Genomic DNA, 16,029 nt, shown 5'->3' with positions numbered 1-16,029 from the left:
CGGCCGGCCGCGCGCGGCTCGTCAGACCAGCACCAGGTTGTCGCGGTGAATCAGCTCGGGCTCATCGACGTAGCCCAGCAAGGTCTCGATATTCTGGCTGGGTTGTCTCACCAGCTTCAGGCACTCCTTTGATCCATAATTGACCAGTCCGCGGGCGATTTCCCGGCCGGATGGATCAATGCAGGCGACCAGATCGCCACGCTCGAAATCGCCGGAGACGCCGATGGTGCCTACGGGCAGCAGGCTGCGGCCGGATTCCCTCAGTACGCGCGCCGCACCATCGTCAACGGTCAGCCGCCCCTTGGGCTTAAGTTGCCCCGCCAGCCAGCGTTTCCGTGCCAGCAGCGGGGATAGGCCAGGGATCAGGAAGGTACCCAGATCCTCGCCGGCGCAGACGCGCGTGATCGCATGGTTTTCGCGGCCGGCGGCGATCACGGTTGCCGTCCCGGAGCGCGAGGCGAGCCGGGCCGCCCTGAGCTTGGTCACCATGCCGCCCCGACCCAGCCCGCTGCGGCTCTCGCCGACCATGGCGCTCAGTCGCGGGTCGTCGATGCTGGCCTCCCGGACCAGCTGTGCCTGGGGGTCCAGGCCGGGGTCGCGTTCGTAGAGGCCCTGCTGATCGGTCAGGATCAGCAACAGTTCGGCGTTGAGCAGGTTGGCCACCAGGGCGCCGAGAGTGTCGTTGTCGCCGAAGCGGATTTCCTCCGTGGCGACCGTATCGTTTTCGTTGATGATCGGCACGACGCCCAGTGACAGCAGGGTCAGCAGGGTGCTGCGCGCGTTCAGGTAGCGCTGCCGGTCGGACAGGTCATCATGGGTGAGCAGGATCTGGGCTGTCTTGATGCCGTGCTGCTCGAAGAGTGTTTCATAGGTGCGCACCAGGCCCATCTGGCCGACAGAGGCGGCAGCCTGGAGCTCGTGCAGGGCGTGCGGCCGGCATGACCAGCCCAGGCGGCGCATGCCTTCCGCCACCGAGCCCGAGGATACCAGCACGACCTCGATGGCGCGTTGCCGGAGGCTGGCGATCTGCTCGACCCAGCCGGTGATCCGTTCGACGTCCAGCCCGCGCCCGCCGCCGGTCAGGAGGGCGCTGCCGATCTTGACGATTACCCGTCCGGCCTTGGGAAAGTCACTCCGTTTCTGCATCGTTCGTCCGCTGCTGCTCCAGAAAATCCATGATGCTGAAAGTCAGGTCGCGCAAGCCGCTGCCGTCCAGGGCCGAGATATTGAAGCTCGGCCCCTTCCAGTCCAGTGCCTCCACGATATGGCGGCAACGGGACTCGACTTCGTCGGGCGGCAGGCAGTCGATCTTGTTGAGCGCCAGCCAGCGGGGTTTCTCGGCCAGTCCCTCGCCGCGCTTGCGGAGCTCGGCCATTACCTTCTGGGCGGAGACGACCGGATCGTCCTCGCCCGGGTAGGGAACGACGTCGACCACGTGCAGCAGCAGGCTGGTCCGTGACAGGTGCTTGAGAAACTGGATGCCGAGCCCGGCGCCTTCGGCGGCACCCTCGATGAGTCCCGGGATGTCGGCCATCACGAAGCTGCGCTGGTCGTCGACGCGGACGACACCCAGATTGGGATGCAGGGTAGTGAAGGGATAGTCTGCGACCTTGGGGCGCGCGGCGGAAACGGCCCGGATCAGGCTGGACTTGCCGGCATTCGGCAGCCCCAGCAGGCCGACATCGGCGATCACCTTCAATTCCAGGTGCAGCAGCCGCCTCTCGCCTGGCTTGCCCGGCGTGGCCTGCCGGGGGGCGCGGTTGGTGCTGCTCTTGAAGCGCGTATTGCCGAGGCCGTGCCAGCCACCGCGGGCGACCCGCAACGTTTGCCCCTCGACGGTCAGATCGCCCAGCTTCTCGCCGGTTTCGGCATCCGTGACCTGGGTGCCGGTCGGCACGTGCACGATGCAGTCCTGTCCGGCGCGGCCGGTGCAGTTGCCGCCCGAGCCGTTCTGGCCGCGTTCGGCCCGGTAGACCGCGTGGTAGCGGAAATCGACCAGCGTGTTCAGGTTGGCCGACGCCACCAGATAGACGCTGCCGCCATCGCCACCATCGCCACCATCGGGGCCACCGAAGGGGATGTATTTTTCCCGCCGAAAGCCGACGCAGCCATTGCCGCCGTCACCGGCCTCGACGCGGATGTCCGCCTCATCGACAAATTTCATCGGAGTCCTGACAAAAAAGCCCCGTATCGGACGGGGCTTTTCCTGGTTCGAGGGAGGGCGCAGGTGCCTTGGCTCTCGCGCCTAGCTCGCCTGGACGATGCTGACGTACCTTCTGCCCTGGGGGCCCTTGATCTTGAAGCTTACCCGACCGTCGGTCAGTGCGAAGAGGGTGTAATCCTTGCCGACGCCGACGTTTTCACCCGGGTGGAACTGGGTGCCGCGCTGGCGGACGATGATGCTGCCAGCGGAAACCAGCTGGCCGCCGAAGCGCTTGACGCCCAGTCGCTGGGCATTGGAATCGCGGCCGTTGCGTGAGCTGCCGCCTGCTTTCTTGTGAGCCATCTTGCTGTCTCTCGAAAATTAGGCCGAAATGCCGGTGATCTTGACTTCGGTGAAGTTCTGCCGGTGACCGGCTTGCTTCATGTGGTGCTTGCGGCGACGGAACTTCAGGATCTTGATCTTGGGGTGCCGCCCATGCGCGGTAACGGTGGCGGTGACCTTGCCGCCCTCGACATAGGGCTTGCCGACCTTGATGCCGCCATCGGTCTGGACCATCAGCACCTTGTCGAAGTGGATTTCCTGGCCAGCCTCGGCGACCAGCGTTTCTACCTTGAGCAGTTCGCCAGGCTTGACCCGGTACTGTTTGCCACCCGTTTGAATTACCGCGTACATGATTTGAGCGTCTCCAGTGGAGAGAAATTCAGTAAACCAAGAATCTTATCCTGATGTTTCGGCGATCGTCAACCGAATAGTGCCGGGCAACCGCCATTCGACCGGTCCCCGGCGTATCTTGGGTGGCGGCTAGATCACGCCGATGGCGAGTCCCAACGCCAGCAGCGCCAGGCCGATCAGCAGGAATTTCAGCGTCCAGTCCGCCGTCTTGCGGAACAGGCGGTCGCGGGTTTCGATGAAGCGCGACAGCACGTCGGACTGTCCGGGTTGCAGTGCCGAGGGGCTGACGCTGGCGGGACCCATGATCGTGTTTTCCACTTCCAGCCGGGCCTGCGCATGCGCGCGCAGCTGCTCGTGCAGGATGCCGCAGGCAAAGCAGAAACCGGCCATGGCCTCGCTGTCCGGGTTGTCTGCCGCCAGCAGCGCCTCGTGAGCGGTGGCAATCTCCCGCAGGGGTCGGGCCAGTTCGTCCGGCAGCTCCTTGGCCGCCTGCTGGAGTCGCTCACGGAAGTCGGGCGCCTCGATATCTAGGGTCTGGATCAGCGTCGCATCCAGCCGGTTCCGGCAGAGTTCGAGCATCGGATGGGTTGTCATGTCGGTGGTCTTACGGTGTGGCAAGGTTGCTGTGGTGGTGGGTCGCGCTCGGCTGGGGCGGTTCCGCCTGTTCGTGGGCCCAGTAGATCATCGTCACGCCAGCGAGAATCAGTGCGATCTGCTGCAGCGCCGCGCGTGCCGACGTCTTCTGGTGCAGGCTGGGAATCAGGTCGGCCACGGCAATGTAGACGAAGCTGGAGGCGGCCAGCGCCAGAATGTAGGGCAGCAGCCCGTGCAGGTGCTCCAGGCTGAAATAGGCCAGGATGCCGCCCACCAGCGTGGCCAGGCTGGACAGCAGGTTGAAGGCTAGGGCCCGCCATTTGCCGTAGCCGCTTTGCAGCAGGATCGCGAAGTCGCCGACTTCCTGCGGAATCTCGTGTGCGGCGACCGCCAGGCTGGTGATGATCCCCAGATGCACGTCGGTCATGAAGGCTGCGGCGATCAGGATGCCGTCCACGAAATTGTGGATGGCGTCGCCGACCACGATGAGCGTGCCGGCGGGCTGGTGGTAATGTTCCTCGGAGTGGGTCTCGCAGCGGTCGGCGTGGCAATGGCGCCAGAGCAGCAGCTTTTCCAGCAGGAAAAAGCTCAGTATGCCCGCCAGCACGGTACCCATGATGGCCCCACTCGCTTCGCTGCCGGCGGTGGTCAGCGCATCCGGCAGAAGATCCAGGAACGCCACGCTGAGCAGCGCGCCCAGCGCGAAGCTGATGCCATGCGGCAGGATCCGCGGGTGATGGTTCTCCGGCACCAGCAGCAGCAGGGCGGCGCAGGCCACGCTCAGGATACCCCCGATCAGGGTAAAGACGACGATCCATATCAGCAGGGCCATGCGGGTTCACTCAAGCCAGATGAGGGTCGCCATGCGGCCGGTGGTGCGGTCGCGGCGATAGGAAAAGAAGTCGGCGGGATGCCGGTAGGTGCAGTGGCCGCCGCCGTGGATGTCCTGTGGGGCGAGGCCGGCGCGCTCCAGCGCCAGGCGTCCGAGGGCATAGATATCGGCCAGGAAGGTCTGGCCGTCCAGCGGCCGGAAGGCGGTTTCGGTCTCGGGATCCCGCAGCGCGAAGGTTTCGCACACCTCGGGGCCGACGGCGAAGGCGTCGGGACCGATGGCGGGGCCGAACCAGGCCAGCAGCGGTGTGGCGGGCAGCGCGGAGACGCAGCTCGCCACGATCCCGGCTGCCAGGCCGCGCCAGCCGGCATGGATGGCCGCGACGGCCGAGCCATCCCGTGCGCAGAGCAGTATGGGCAGGCAGTCCGCCGTCATCACGGCGCAGACCAGGCCGGGCGTGGCGGTATAGGTGGCATCGGCCGCGGGCGTGGGCCCGGGGTTCGCCGCGACGGTCAGGGTGCCATGCACCTGCTCCAGCCACTGGATGCCCGGCGGCACGCCCAGCTCGTCACTCAGGCGCCGGCGGTTTGCGGCGACATGCCCGGGTCTGTCGCCCACATGGGCGCCCAAGTTGAGGCTGGCGTAAGGCCCCTGGCTGACGCCGCCGCGGCGCAGGGTGCTGATCGCCCTGACCCGCGGCGGCGCAGGCCAGTCGGGCACCATGACCGGCAACTTCATGGCGCCGGATTCCGTAGCGCGTCGAGGAGCTTGGCGAAGTCCGCCGGAAGTTCCGCGCGCCATTCGAGATCGGCGCCGCTGGCGGGATGGACGATGCCGAGACAGGCGGCATGCAGTGCCTGGCGGCGGAAGTCCCGCAGCGTGTGCAGCAGCCCCTCGTCCGCGCCCAGCGGCACGCGGGCCCGGCCGCCGTAGACCGGATCGCCGACGAGCGGGTGATGGATATGGCTCATGTGCACGCGGATTTGGTGGGTGCGGCCGGTTTCCAGTTGCACCCGGATCAGCGTGTGCTGCGGGAAGCGTTCGGCGACCCGGTAGTGGGTGATGGCCGGCTTGCCGTCAGGGCGGACGGCAAAGCGCTTGCGATCAACCGGGTGGCGGCCGATGGCCGCGTCGATCGTGCCGCCGGCGGTCATGGCGCCATGGGTCAGGGCGAGATACTCGCGGTGCACGCTGCGGGCCTGCAATTGCGCCACCAGCTGCCTGTGGGCCTCCAGGGTCTTGGCCACCATCAGCAGGCCGCTGGTGTCCTTGTCCAGGCGGTGCACGATACCGCAGCGCGGGATGTGGGCGAGTGCCGGGCAGTGGCCCAGCAGGGCGTTCTGCAGCGTGCCGTGCCAGTTGCCGGCGGCGGGATGGACCACCAGGCCCGCCGGCTTGTCGACCACCAGCACGTGATCGTCTTCGAACGCTATCGCCAGGGGGATGGCCTCCGGCGTCACCTCGGTACTGGCGTCGGGCGTCGGTTGCAGCGCGACCGCCTCGCCGCCCCAGACCCGGTGCCGGATGGGAACGATGGCGCCATCCAGGCGCACCGAGCCGGTGCGAATCCAGCCCTGCAGCCGGTTCCGCGAGTAGTCCGGGAACACCTGGCCCAGTGCCTGATCCAGTCGCTGGCCAGCCAGTCCGGCCGGAATGACCGCCGTCAATGTGCGGGTGGAATTCACTTCAGTCCGTCAAATCGATCACGTTATACTTCAAAGTCACCGTCCCCGCCCTCCGCAAGCCGCCGCCCCATGTCTCATCTGCCCCTTCGCCGTATCCTGATCGGAGTACTCGTCCTCATTGGGCTGCTGCTGGGCGCGTGCAGCGACACCAAGGACGAAACGACGGATGAATACTCGGATTGGACGGCGGAGCAGTTCTACCGCGAGGCGCGCGATGCGCTGAACGACAAAAAATACGACAAGGCGGCCAAGCTCTACGAAAAGCTCGAGGCCCGCTACCCCTTCGGGAAATATGCGACCCAGGCCCAGCTGGACGTGGCATACGCCTACTACAAGAACGACGAGCCGGATTCCGCCATCGCCGCCGCCGATCGCTTCATCAAGCTGAACCCGGCTCACCCCAATGTCGATTATGCCTATTACATCAAGGGGCTGGTGAATTATAACCGAGGCATAGGTTTCGTAGACCGGTTCCTGCCGACCGACTCGTCCCAGCGCGACCCCGGGTCGACCATGGATTCCTTCAAGGATTTCGAGGAATTGCTGCGGCGCTTCCCTAACAGCCGCTATGCCGAGGACTCCCGCAAGCGCATCATCGCCCTGCGCAACAATCTTGCCATGCACGAGATCCACGTGGCCGATTTCTACATGCGCCGGGAGGCCTATCTGGCGGCGGCGCGGCGCAGCGCCGAGGTCATCCGCAAGTACCAGCGCACCCAGGCAGTGCCGGTGGCGCTGGAGATCATGGAGCAGGCCTACCGCAAGCTGGGCATGACGCAGCTGGCGGATGACGCCCGGCGCATCTACGAGCTCAACTATGCCGAGGGCGCGCCCGGCCAGGCGGCCAAGGACGTCAACTACGATCCCTCGGCCGTCGAGAAGGTCTGGAAGTTCATCGGCCTGGAGGAGTAGGCGCCATGGATGTGCTGTGCGTGGGACACGCCTCCTACGATCATGTGTTCGTTGTTCCCCACCATCCGGGACCGGATGAAAAGCTTGTCGCCAGCGTCCGTATCGGTTGTGGCGGCGGCCCGGCGGCGAACGCGGCGGTCACGGCGGCCCGGCTGGGTTGCCGGACCGGTTTCATGGGGTATCTCGGGCATGATCTGCATGGCCAGCTGCACTTCGATGAACTGGTGCGGGAAGGCGTGGATGTCCGCCACGTCATCCGCGCCGAGTGGCCGACCCCGGTATCGGTCGTCCTGGTCAAGCCGGATGGCTCCCGGGCGCTGGTCAACCACAGGGCCGGGACGGAGTTCCTGAAGCCGGCCTCGCTCGAAGGCGGAAAGCCCGGTGCCCGCGTGCTGCTGTTCGATGGCCACGAGCCCTTGCTGGCGGAGTCGCTGCTGGATCAGGCTGTGCCCAGGGTGCTGGATGCGGGATCCCTGCATGCGGGTACCGAGACCCTGATGTTCCGCGTGGACCACCTGGTCTGCTCGGAGACGTTCGCTGCCCAGTGGCTCGGGGGGGATGATCCGCGGCGGGCGCTGGCGGTGCTGGCCGAGCAATCGCCCGCGGTCGTCATCACCCTGGGCGCGCGCGGCCTGATCTGGCGGCGCGGCAGCGAGACCGGCCAACTGCCGGCTTTTCCCGTGGCGCCGGTGGACACGACGGGGGCCGGCGATGCCTTTCATGGCGCCTATGCCGCCGGGCTTGCCATGGGCATGGCGTGGAGCGAGCTGCTGCGGTTCGCCTCGGCGGCCGGCGCGGCCTGCTGCGCGGTACTGGGCGCCCGCCCGGGGCTGCCGGATCGAGCCAGCCTGGATCGGTGGCTCGCGGCATGACGGGCGTCCTGCCAGGCCGGCGAAGGATGCCGGCCGAACGGCCCGTACCGCATCGGTACGGGCCCGCTTTTCACAGGCTTTCACCCAGGTAATGGATCATGTCAAGACTCCCGCTCACGCTGCTTGCCGCCACCTCGCTGACTCTGCTCTCAGGCTGCGCCGAACATGAGATGAAGGCCGGTACCGGTACTGTCGTCAGGCCGGCACCGCCGCCTACCCGGGACGCGGTCGGCGATGCCGCGGGTGCCTATCACGCCCTGCGCCTGGGCGGAGACTATGCCGGCTACCCCGGCCTCGAGCGGTTCATCGACAGGATGGTGTCCCGGCACGGCTTCAGTCGCGAATACCTGTACGGGCTTTTCTCGCAGGCCAGGCGCAAGGCGTGGACCATCGAGTACATGAATCGGGAGAAGCCCACGGTCACGCCCAGGCCTGGTGGCTGGACCCGTTACCGGGCCAAGTTCCTGGACGAGCGGCACATCGGTGCCGGTGTCGATTTCTGGTCGCGACATGCGGCGGCCCTGCAGCGCGCCAGCCAGCAATACGGGGTCAGTCCCGAGCATATCCTCGGGATCATGGGCGTCGAGACCGTCTATGGCGCCAACCTCGGCAATCACCGGGTCATCGACGCCCTGACCACGCTGGCCTTCGACTACCCACGCCGGGCCGCATATTTCGAGGGCGAACTGGAGAATCTGCTGCTGATGGCCCGCCAGCAGCACCAGGACCCCTCGCGGCCCGTGGGTTCGTTCGCGGGTGCCATGGGGCTTGGGCAATTCATGCCCAGCAGCTTCCTCAAGTACGCTGTCGACTTCAATGGCGACGGCCGCAAGGACCTGTGGGATCCCGAGGATGCGATCGGCAGTATCGCCAACTACTTTGCCGGATTCGGCTGGCGGCCGGGCCAACCCGTCACCAGCCCGGCCGAGGTGGCCGGCAGCCAGGCGGAGGGCCTGAAGACGGGATTCGATACCCGCTACACGCTGGCCGAGCTGGCCAGCTACGGCATCCGGCCCAAGTCCGATGTCGCGGTGGACGAGGTGAGCCTGCTGAAGCTGAGCGCCACCGCCGGCGACGTCTACTACATCGGCTACCCGAACTTTTATGTCATCACCCGCTACAACCACAGCACCTATTACGCGATGGCGGTACACCAGCTGGGGCAGGCCATCAAGCAGGATTACCTGGGCCGATAGCCGCCAGGCGATCCGGGATCAGCGCAGTTCCGGGTGGCGCTTGGGGTAGTCGAAATAGGCCAGACGGCCGGAGCCCTCGTAGACATGGGTCCAGCTGTCCAGCTCGAATTCGAGCGCGGCCATTCCACAGGTGGGCAGGTGAGTGAGCGTCTCGCCGCCGAGCAGGTTGATCAGGCGCAGCAGATCCGGGTTGTGACCGACCAGGATGACGCGGTGCCAGCGGTCGTCCAGCGACTGGACCACGCTGAATGCGCCCTCCAGCCCCTGTTCGTACATCGCCGCACGGATGGCGATATCCGCCTCGGCGTAGCCCAGCGCCTCGGCGAGCCGTTCCGCCGTCATCCGTGCCCGCCGGGCCGGACTGCTGACAATGGCCTCGGGCCGGAACCCGCGCTGTCTCAGGACAGCGCCCATGAATGGCGCATCGCGTTCGCCGCGCCGGTTGAGGGGGCGCTCATGGTCGGGCAGACCCGCTTCGTTCCAGCTCGATTTGGCGTGGCGGACGATGAGCAGGTTCCGGCGGCGGGCCGCATCGGTCTCGGTTTTCAGTGGTGTGAGCATGGCAATCACCGGCAGGGGACGATCATTCTGCGAAGTGGGTCACCGCGTTATACTAGTTTGCCCCATGAGCCGGAATTTATCTCGCGTCCGGCTGGCGCCTGCGGCCGTCCGTCAACTTCCAGTGGTATGCATCGAGTGACAACAATCAGAACATTGCTCGGCCTGATCATGGCCCCGCTGCTCGTATCCACCACATTGCTGGCGTCGCCCGCCAAGGTCGCGCCCCCTCCGGCGCCGGCATCACCGCCGCCGGAAGCGGTGCCGCCGCTGCCGAGCATACCGCAGACCTTCGATTTCTCCGTGGTGGAGGCCAAGGCCAAGGAGCTGGCCGGCCGGGCCTACCAGCGCGACGACGCGGACATGCCCGAATCCCTGCTCGGGCTGAGTTATGACCAGTATCGCGATATTCGCTACAAGACCGAACGCTCCATCTGGCGGGACGAGGGACTGCCTTTCCAGATACAGGCCTTTCATCGCGGCTTCATGTTCAAGGACCGCGTTTTCATCAATGTGCTGGAAAACGGTTCCAGCACCCGCATCGGCTATTCGCCGGACCTGTTCGATTACGGCAAGAACGCGTTCCAGACGCCGCTGCCGGAGGACCTGGGTTTCGCCGGCCTGCGTTTTCATTATCCCCTCAAGCGCGACGAGACATACGACGAACTCGCCGTATTCCTCGGCGCCAGCTATTTTCGCGCGGTGGGGCTGGGTCAGGTTTACGGCCTGTCCGCGCGCGGGCTGGCGATCGACACGGGGCTGGCCAAGGCCGAGGAATTCCCGATCTTTCGTGAATTCTGGGTGGAAAAACCGGCCCTGGATGCCAATTCCCTCACCGTCTATGCCCTGCTCGACAGCCCCAGCGTGGCGGGCGCCTATCGTTTCGTGATCCGTCCGGGGCTGGATCTCGGGATCGACGTCTACAGTCACCTGTATTTCCGCCAGTCGGTCGAACGCCTCGGCATCGCGCCCCTGACCAGCATGTTCCTGCACGGCGAGAACACCGATCGCTTCATCGACGATTTCCGCCCGGAAGTGCATGACTCCGATGGCCTCCTGATCGGCAAGAGCACCGGCGAATGGATGTGGCGGCCGCTGAACAACCCGCGCCAGCTGCGCATCAGCGTTTTCAAGGACAGCAAGCCCTCCGGCTTCGGCCTGATGGCCCGGGATCGCAACTTCGATCATTACCAGGATCTCGAGGCCGAGTATCACCGCCGGCCCAGCCTCTGGGTGGAACCCCTGGGCGACTGGGGCGCCGGCGGGGTCTATCTGATCGAGATTCCCAGTGACGCCGAGAAATACGACAACATCGTCGCCTTCTGGGTACCGGACCGACCCGCCGGCGAAGGCGTGGACATGCGGTTCGACTACCGGCTCCATTTCACCGCCGACGAATTCACGGCGCCCGGTGGCGGCAAGGTTGTCGCCACCCGGGTCGGTGCGGTCGATGGCAAGAGCGGCCGGCGCCAGTTCGTGGTCGACTTCACCAGCCCCACCCTCAGGCTGATGAGCCCGAAGGCCAAGGTGGATGCCGAGGTCAGCGCGGCGGGCACGGTCTCGAATGTCGTGGTGCACAAGAACGAGGGCAATGGCACCTGGCGCCTCAGCTTCGAGCTGGAGCCGGAAAAGGGCAAGAACCCTACCGAGATGCGCGCGATCCTGCGCAGTGGCCGGGATATCCTGACCGAGTCCTGGGTTTACCAGTGGAACGCCCCGTGAGCGCCACCGTTGCCGGGGCGGCGCCCGCGGTCGATGCGGGTACGGATATGGAGGAAGCGGCTGCGGCGGCGCGTGACACCGTCGCCGATTACTGGCGTTCGTTGAGGCTGACCGACGAGGCGCTGATTGCCGCCCTGACCGCCGACTGCCTGACGCGCGCCCGTCGCCTGCTGGGGCGGGGGACGACAGCCGAGCTGACGCGGCGCGCCATCGAGGAGGCCCAGCGACGCTTCGATCATGCCCTGGCGGCCGCCATCGGCATGCCGCCCTCCAACGATCCGCACCCCCTGGCCGCCGCGCGGGCAGCCTTGTTGCTGACACCGGGCCTGTGCGCCGACTGCCTGTTCCGGCACGACGACTCGACCCGCGAACTCAAGGCCATCCTGGAGGCCCGCCTGCCCCGGGCTATCCCGCCGGAGGCGCGGGTGGCCATGCAGCCGGTGCCCCTGCGCTTCTGGCTGTTCCAATCCACCGACGCATGAGTCGCGGCCGAAAACCTATGTCCCCTGCTGCCAACATTCTGCCCGCGGGTGTGGTCGCCTACCGGCGCATCCTGTTTCTCGTGCTGGTGGTGCTGACGACGTTCCTCGCGCTGGTCATGATCACCAGCGCCTTCCAGCAGAATGGCCTCACGCCCACCGAACTCCTTCTGCTGCTGCTCTATACGCTGCTGATCCTCTGGGTCAGCACGTCTTTCTGGACGGCCACGCTGGGATTCTGGGTGCTCCTCCGGGGCGGTGACAGGTATTCCATCGGGCGCATGCCCCCTGAAGCGGCGGCCGGGGGCGACGGCTTGACCCGCACCGCTCTGGTCATGCCGATCTACAACGAAGACCCGACGCGGGTTACGGCCGGCCTGCGCGCCATCTGGCAATCCCTGCAGGAGACCGGGCAGGGCGATGCCTTCGACCTGTTCATCCTCAGCGACACCCGGGATGCCGATTGCTGGATGCAGGAGGAGGCCAACTGGTACCGGATGTGCGTCGATTTCGATGCCCATGGCCGCATCTTCTATCGCAACCGCGAGAAGAACATCGCCCGCAAGAGTGGCAATCTCGAGGATTTCTGCCACCGCTGGGGCGGGCATTACCGCTACCTGGTGGTGCTGGACGCCGACAGCATCATGGCCGGCGAAACGCTGGTGAGCATGGTCGGCCTGATGGAGGCCCACCCCGGCGTGGCCTTGATCCAGTCGCCACCGTTGCCGGCCAACCATCGCTCGCTGTTTTCCCGCATCCTCCAGTTTGCCAGCAATTTTTACGGCGACATCTTCATCTGGGGCATCAATTACTGGCAGCTGTCGAGCAGCGGCTACTGGGGGCACAACGCCATCATCCGCATCGAGCCTTTCGTCAGGCACTGCGGTCTGCCCAAGCTGCCCGGACGCGAGCCCTTCGGCGGGGAAATCTTCAGCCATGACACCGTCGAGGCCGCACTGTTGCGCGAGGCCGGATGGGAGGTCTGGATCGCCCCCGAGCTCAAGGGCAGCTACGAGGAACTGCCGCCGACCCTGATCGACTATGCCAAGCGCGACCGTCGCTGGTGCCAGGGCAATCTGCAGCACCTGCGCATGGTGTTTGCCAAGGGATTTTCCGGCCTGAGCCGTCTGTATTTCCTGATGGGCATCATGTCCTATGTGTCCTCGCCGCTCTGGCTGCTGTTCCTGGTGCTGACGGGCTTTGAAGCCTACGTCATGAGCCAGACCATGCCGGTGTACTTCTTCGGCGACAACCTGTTCCCGGTATGGCCGGAGTCCTACGCGGTGGAAATGACCACCGTCCTCCTGGTCACGCTGGCCATGCTGTTCCTGCCCAAGATCTGGAGCCTGATCCTGGGGCTGTTGCACTGGCGCCGGCTCAAGGGGTACGGCGGACTGATCCGGGCCAGCCTCAGCGTTTTCCTGGAAAGCGTCTTTTCCATGCTGACCGCGCCGGTGCTGATGATCTACCAGAGCAAGTTCGTGTTTGCGATCCTGATGCGGCGCAGCGTGGGCTGGCCGCCCCAGAACCGCGACGATCACCGGCTCAGCCTGTGGGAAGCGATCCAGGCGCACGGCGAGCATACCTTGATCGGCCTGGTGGCCGGCTGGGTCAGCTATCGCTACGTGCCCGGCTTTTTCCTGTGGCTGGTGCCGGTACTGGCCGGACTGGTGCTGTCGATACCGATTTCCATGCTCTCCAGCAGCGCCTGGGTGGGGCAGGCGGCGCGCCGTCTGGGCCTGTTCCTGACGCCGGAGGAATACCGCCCCCCCCGCGTCCTTGAACTGCTCGATGAAAACCTTGCCCGTGTGGAAGCCGCGACCGCGACCCTGGCCGACGGCGAAGGCCGGCATGTGGCCGACCCCGGCATCTGCGCCCTGCATCTGGCGCTGCTGCCCAACCGGCCGGTGCGGAAGCGGCAACGGCATCAGCTGCGGGCGCTGGTTTACCAGCTGATCGAAGAGGGGCCGGAAAATCTGACCAATGCGGAGAAGCGCAGCCTGATCTCCGATCCGGAGACCCTGGTACGGTTGCATACCCTGGCGCGGGGCGGGCGGGACGAGAACCGCGGCTGACGGATCGTTTTTCCCGCGACTGGCCCGCGCCACTGGCGTCTCGCGTTCGTGGCGCGTGGCGCGTGGCCGTGATCCGCTTCGTTCCGGTTGTCCGGATTCCGTGTAAAGACCTCCAGAGTAACCCATGATGGATATGCGCAGACTCCTTGCCTGGCTGGGTGTGGCCCTGCTGGGTGCCGCCTCGCTGGGCGGCATCGCCCTCAACCGGGGCGAGCCGGTCAACAGCCTCTGGTTCGTGACGGCCGCGGTGTGCGTGTACGCGCTGGGTTACCGCTTCTACAGCGCCTTCGTCGCGGCCAGGGTGCTGGTACTGGATGGAACCCGGGCGACGCCGGCTGAGCGCCTCGACGATGGGCGTGACTTCGTGCCGACCAACAAGTGGGTCGTCTTCGGTCATCACTTCGCCGCCATCGCCGGGCCGGGACCGCTGATCGGGCCGACGCTGGCGGCGCAGTTCGGTTATCTGCCGGGCACGCTGTGGATTCTGATCGGCGCAGTGATCGGCGGCTGCGTGCAGGATTTCGTTATCTTGTTCTGCTCGATCCGTCGTGACGGGCGCTCGCTGGGGCAGATGGCGCGTGACGAATTGGGCCCTGTCGGCGGCAACACGGCCATGCTGGGTGTGATGTGCATCATGATCATTCTCATCGCGGTGTTGGGGTTGGTGGTGGTCAATGCCATGAAGCACAGCCCCTGGGCGACCTCGACGGTGGGCGCGACCATTCCCATTGCCATGATCGTCGGCGTCTACATGACCAAGCTCCGGCCGGGGCGGGTGATCGAATCGACTGCGCTGGGCGTGAGCCTGCTGTTGCTGGCGGTCTGGGGTGGCGGGTTCATCGATCATCATCCGGCCTGGCGGGCCGTGTTCGACTACGGCGCGGAACCGCTGGCCTACATGGTCATCGGCTATGGCTTCGCGGCGGCGGTGCTGCCGGTGTGGCTGCTGCTGGCGCCGCGTGATTATCTGTCGACCTTCATGAAGCTGGGCACCATCGCCGCGCTGGCGGTGGCCATCATCGTCCTGCATCCCGAGATCAAGATGCCGGCGGTGACGCGCTTCGTCGATGGCACCGGGCCGATCTTCGGCGGCAAGCTGTTTCCCTTCGTCTTCATCACCATCGCCTGCGGGGCGATTTCCGGCTTCCATGCGCTGATTTCCTCCGGCACCACGCCCAAGCTGCTGGCCAACGAGGCGGACGCCCGCTTCATCGGCTACGGCGCGATGATGATGGAATCCTTCGTCGCCATCATGGCGATGGTGGCGGCGACCGTCTTGGACCCGGGCGTGTACTTCGCCATCAACAGCCCGGCCGGCGTGGTCGGTGCGGACGCGGCCGCCGCCGTGGCGAAAATTTCGGGCTGGGGCTTCCCGGTTACGGTGGACCAGATGAACGCGCTGGCCCGGGAAATGGGCGAAACCACGCTGTTCGCCCGCACCGGCGGCGCGCCCTCGCTGGCGGTGGGCATGGCCACGCTGTTCGCCAGCGCCTTCGGCGACACGCTGCTGTCGCTCTGGTACCACTTCGCCATCATGTTCGAGGCGCTGTTCATCCTGACCACGCTGGACGCCGGCACCCGCGTGGCGCGGTTCATGCTGCAGGACCTGCTCGGCAACTACGTGCCGGCGCTGGGCCGGACGTCCTGGTATCCCGGGGTGATTTTCACCAGCGGCCTGGTGGTGACGGGCTGGGGCTGGCTGCTCTACACCGGCGTCATCGATCCCCTGGGCGGCATCAACAGCCTGTGGCCGCTATTCGGCATCGCCAACCAGATGCTAGCCGGCATCGCCCTGTGCGTGGCGACCACCATCATCGTCAAGAGCGGCAAACTCCGTTACGCCTGGGTCACCGGCGTGCCGCTGGTCTGGCTGCTGATCGTCACCAGTTCCGCCGCCTGGCAGAAGCTGTTCAGCCCGGAGTTGCGCATCGGCTTCCTGGCCCATGCGCGCGACCTGTCCGACAAACTGGCGACCGGCGCGCTGCCCGCCGAGCAGGCCGCCAAGGCGCCGCAGCTCATCTTCAACGATTATCTGGATGCCGGCCTGACGGCGCTGTTCATCGCCGTGTCCTGGATTCTGGCGTTCGAGACCCTGCGCGTCTGCGCCGCCATCGTCGCCAAACGTCCGCATCCGCCGTCCAGCGAGTCGCCGCATATCCCCAGCCGGCTGGTGGAGGACTGGGTCCGGGATTGAGGGGTTGCCACCGCCCGACCGGCCGGAATCGTCTTTTCGGGTAGAATTCGCCGCTTTTGCAACCCGTTGTGACC

16 protein-coding genes are annotated in these 16,029 nt (G+C 66.0%); 7 read left to right on the top strand and 9 right to left on the bottom strand.

What is annotated here, in order from left to right:
• Positions 1-21 precede the first annotated feature (21 nt).
• The 8 genes from proB to rluD all read right to left on the bottom strand — a co-directional run bounded on the left by proB (position 22) and on the right by rluD (position 5,947).
• Positions 22-1,146: a glutamate 5-kinase gene (proB, locus tag ACH5N8_RS13195; RefSeq protein ID WP_483281648.1), complete on the bottom strand. Its 1,125-nt coding sequence runs from the start codon at positions 1,144-1,146 to the stop codon at positions 22-24.
• The gene (gene cgtA / locus ACH5N8_RS13190) at positions 1,130-2,164 is read right to left on the bottom strand and encodes an Obg family GTPase CgtA (protein ID WP_460026767.1); all 1,035 of its coding nucleotides are present in this window, start codon (positions 2,162-2,164) and stop codon (positions 1,130-1,132) included. Before cgtA ends, proB begins: the two co-directional genes overlap by 17 nt.
• An 81-nt stretch (positions 2,165-2,245) precedes the next feature.
• Positions 2,246-2,506 carry a 50S ribosomal protein L27 gene (rpmA, locus tag ACH5N8_RS13185; protein WP_460026768.1) on the bottom strand — a complete coding sequence of 87 codons (261 nt, stop codon included), beginning with the start codon at positions 2,504-2,506 and terminating at the stop codon, positions 2,246-2,248.
• Between the two features lie 18 nt (positions 2,507-2,524).
• The gene (rplU, locus tag ACH5N8_RS13180) at positions 2,525-2,836 is read right to left on the bottom strand and encodes a 50S ribosomal protein L21 (protein ID WP_460026769.1); all 312 of its coding nucleotides are present in this window, start codon (positions 2,834-2,836) and stop codon (positions 2,525-2,527) included.
• 129 nt (positions 2,837-2,965) lie between these two features.
• Positions 2,966-3,430, bottom strand: a complete 465-nt coding sequence (locus ACH5N8_RS13175; RefSeq protein WP_483281647.1) for a hypothetical protein — start codon at positions 3,428-3,430, stop codon at positions 2,966-2,968.
• 10 nt (positions 3,431-3,440) lie between these two features.
• Entirely contained in the window at positions 3,441-4,262 is an 822-nt protein-coding gene (locus ACH5N8_RS13170; protein WP_460026771.1) for a ZIP family metal transporter, read from the bottom strand.
• A gap of 6 nt (positions 4,263-4,268) precedes the next feature.
• Entirely contained in the window at positions 4,269-5,000 is a 732-nt protein-coding gene (gene pgeF, locus ACH5N8_RS13165; RefSeq protein ID WP_483281646.1) for a peptidoglycan editing factor PgeF, read from the bottom strand.
• Positions 4,997-5,947: a 23S rRNA pseudouridine(1911/1915/1917) synthase RluD gene (gene rluD, locus ACH5N8_RS13160; RefSeq protein WP_483281645.1), complete on the bottom strand. Its 951-nt coding sequence runs from the start codon at positions 5,945-5,947 to the stop codon at positions 4,997-4,999. The genes pgeF and rluD overlap by 4 nt, the downstream gene beginning before the upstream one ends.
• 69 nt (positions 5,948-6,016) lie before the next feature.
• On the opposite strand from rluD, the gene ACH5N8_RS13155 reads away from it, so the two are divergent.
• The 3 genes from ACH5N8_RS13155 to mltB all read left to right on the top strand — a co-directional run bounded on the left by ACH5N8_RS13155 (position 6,017) and on the right by mltB (position 8,927).
• Complete coding sequence (locus ACH5N8_RS13155; protein ID WP_483281644.1) at positions 6,017-6,859, top strand: outer membrane protein assembly factor BamD; 843 nt, start codon at positions 6,017-6,019, stop codon at positions 6,857-6,859.
• A 5-nt stretch (positions 6,860-6,864) separates the two neighbouring features.
• The gene (locus ACH5N8_RS13150) at positions 6,865-7,731 is read left to right on the top strand and encodes a carbohydrate kinase family protein (protein WP_483281643.1); all 867 of its coding nucleotides are present in this window, start codon (positions 6,865-6,867) and stop codon (positions 7,729-7,731) included.
• A gap of 98 nt (positions 7,732-7,829) precedes the next feature.
• Positions 7,830-8,927 carry a lytic murein transglycosylase B gene (gene mltB, locus ACH5N8_RS13145; RefSeq protein ID WP_483281642.1) on the top strand — a complete coding sequence of 366 codons (1,098 nt, stop codon included), beginning with the start codon at positions 7,830-7,832 and terminating at the stop codon, positions 8,925-8,927.
• Positions 8,928-8,945: 18 nt separating this feature from the next.
• On the opposite strand, the gene ACH5N8_RS13140 is transcribed toward mltB, so the two are convergent.
• A complete protein-coding gene (locus ACH5N8_RS13140) occupies positions 8,946-9,488 on the bottom strand; it encodes a SixA phosphatase family protein (RefSeq protein WP_460026777.1) in 543 nt (180 codons plus the stop codon).
• A 168-nt stretch (positions 9,489-9,656) separates the two neighbouring features.
• On the opposite strand from ACH5N8_RS13140, the gene ACH5N8_RS13135 reads away from it, so the two are divergent.
• The 4 genes from ACH5N8_RS13135 to ACH5N8_RS13120 all read left to right on the top strand — a co-directional run bounded on the left by ACH5N8_RS13135 (position 9,657) and on the right by ACH5N8_RS13120 (position 15,955).
• Positions 9,657-11,207 (top strand): OpgD/OpgG family glucan biosynthesis protein, encoded by a 1,551-nt coding sequence (locus ACH5N8_RS13135; RefSeq protein WP_483281641.1) that lies wholly within the window; start codon positions 9,657-9,659, stop codon positions 11,205-11,207.
• Complete coding sequence (locus ACH5N8_RS13130) at positions 11,204-11,689, top strand: hypothetical protein (RefSeq protein ID WP_483281640.1); 486 nt, start codon at positions 11,204-11,206, stop codon at positions 11,687-11,689. The genes ACH5N8_RS13135 and ACH5N8_RS13130 overlap by 4 nt, the downstream gene beginning before the upstream one ends.
• Before the next feature lie 17 nt (positions 11,690-11,706).
• Positions 11,707-13,761 carry a glucans biosynthesis glucosyltransferase MdoH gene (gene mdoH, locus ACH5N8_RS13125; RefSeq protein WP_483281639.1) on the top strand — a complete coding sequence of 685 codons (2,055 nt, stop codon included), beginning with the start codon at positions 11,707-11,709 and terminating at the stop codon, positions 13,759-13,761.
• Positions 13,762-13,894: 133 nt separating this feature from the next.
• Positions 13,895-15,955: a carbon starvation CstA family protein gene (locus tag ACH5N8_RS13120; protein ID WP_483281638.1), complete on the top strand. Its 2,061-nt coding sequence runs from the start codon at positions 13,895-13,897 to the stop codon at positions 15,953-15,955.
• Positions 15,956-16,029: the final 74 nt, after the last annotated feature.

The organism is Methyloparacoccus sp. NF-16 (assembly GCF_056880625.1).
Note: the sequence above shows the minus strand (reverse complement) of the source record. Positions and strands in the feature narration are given on the sequence as shown.

Excerpts from the sequence above, each read along its gene's own strand:
- ACH5N8_RS13175 (WP_483281647.1), bottom strand. The coding sequence starts at position 3,430 with ATGACAACCCATCCGATGCTCGAACTCTGCCGGAACCGGCTGGATGCG.
- ACH5N8_RS13135 (WP_483281641.1), top strand. The coding sequence starts at position 9,657 with ATGGCCCCGCTGCTCGTATCCACCACATTGCTGGCGTCGCCCGCCAAG.
- pgeF (WP_483281646.1), bottom strand. The coding sequence starts at position 5,000 with ATGAAGTTGCCGGTCATGGTGCCCGACTGGCCTGCGCCGCCGCGGGTC.
- mltB (WP_483281642.1), top strand. The coding sequence starts at position 7,830 with ATGTCAAGACTCCCGCTCACGCTGCTTGCCGCCACCTCGCTGACTCTG.
- proB (WP_483281648.1), bottom strand. The coding sequence starts at position 1,146 with ATGCAGAAACGGAGTGACTTTCCCAAGGCCGGACGGGTAATCGTCAAG.
- rpmA (WP_460026768.1), bottom strand. The coding sequence starts at position 2,506 with ATGGCTCACAAGAAAGCAGGCGGCAGCTCACGCAACGGCCGCGATTCC.
- ACH5N8_RS13155 (WP_483281644.1), top strand. The coding sequence starts at position 6,017 with ATGTCTCATCTGCCCCTTCGCCGTATCCTGATCGGAGTACTCGTCCTC.
- ACH5N8_RS13120 (WP_483281638.1), top strand. The coding sequence starts at position 13,895 with ATGCGCAGACTCCTTGCCTGGCTGGGTGTGGCCCTGCTGGGTGCCGCC.
- rplU (WP_460026769.1), bottom strand. The coding sequence starts at position 2,836 with ATGTACGCGGTAATTCAAACGGGTGGCAAACAGTACCGGGTCAAGCCT.
- ACH5N8_RS13140 (WP_460026777.1), bottom strand. The coding sequence starts at position 9,488 with ATGCTCACACCACTGAAAACCGAGACCGATGCGGCCCGCCGCCGGAAC.
- ACH5N8_RS13170 (WP_460026771.1), bottom strand. The coding sequence starts at position 4,262 with ATGGCCCTGCTGATATGGATCGTCGTCTTTACCCTGATCGGGGGTATC.
- ACH5N8_RS13150 (WP_483281643.1), top strand. The coding sequence starts at position 6,865 with ATGGATGTGCTGTGCGTGGGACACGCCTCCTACGATCATGTGTTCGTT.
- mdoH (WP_483281639.1), top strand. The coding sequence starts at position 11,707 with ATGTCCCCTGCTGCCAACATTCTGCCCGCGGGTGTGGTCGCCTACCGG.
- cgtA (WP_460026767.1), bottom strand. The coding sequence starts at position 2,164 with ATGAAATTTGTCGATGAGGCGGACATCCGCGTCGAGGCCGGTGACGGC.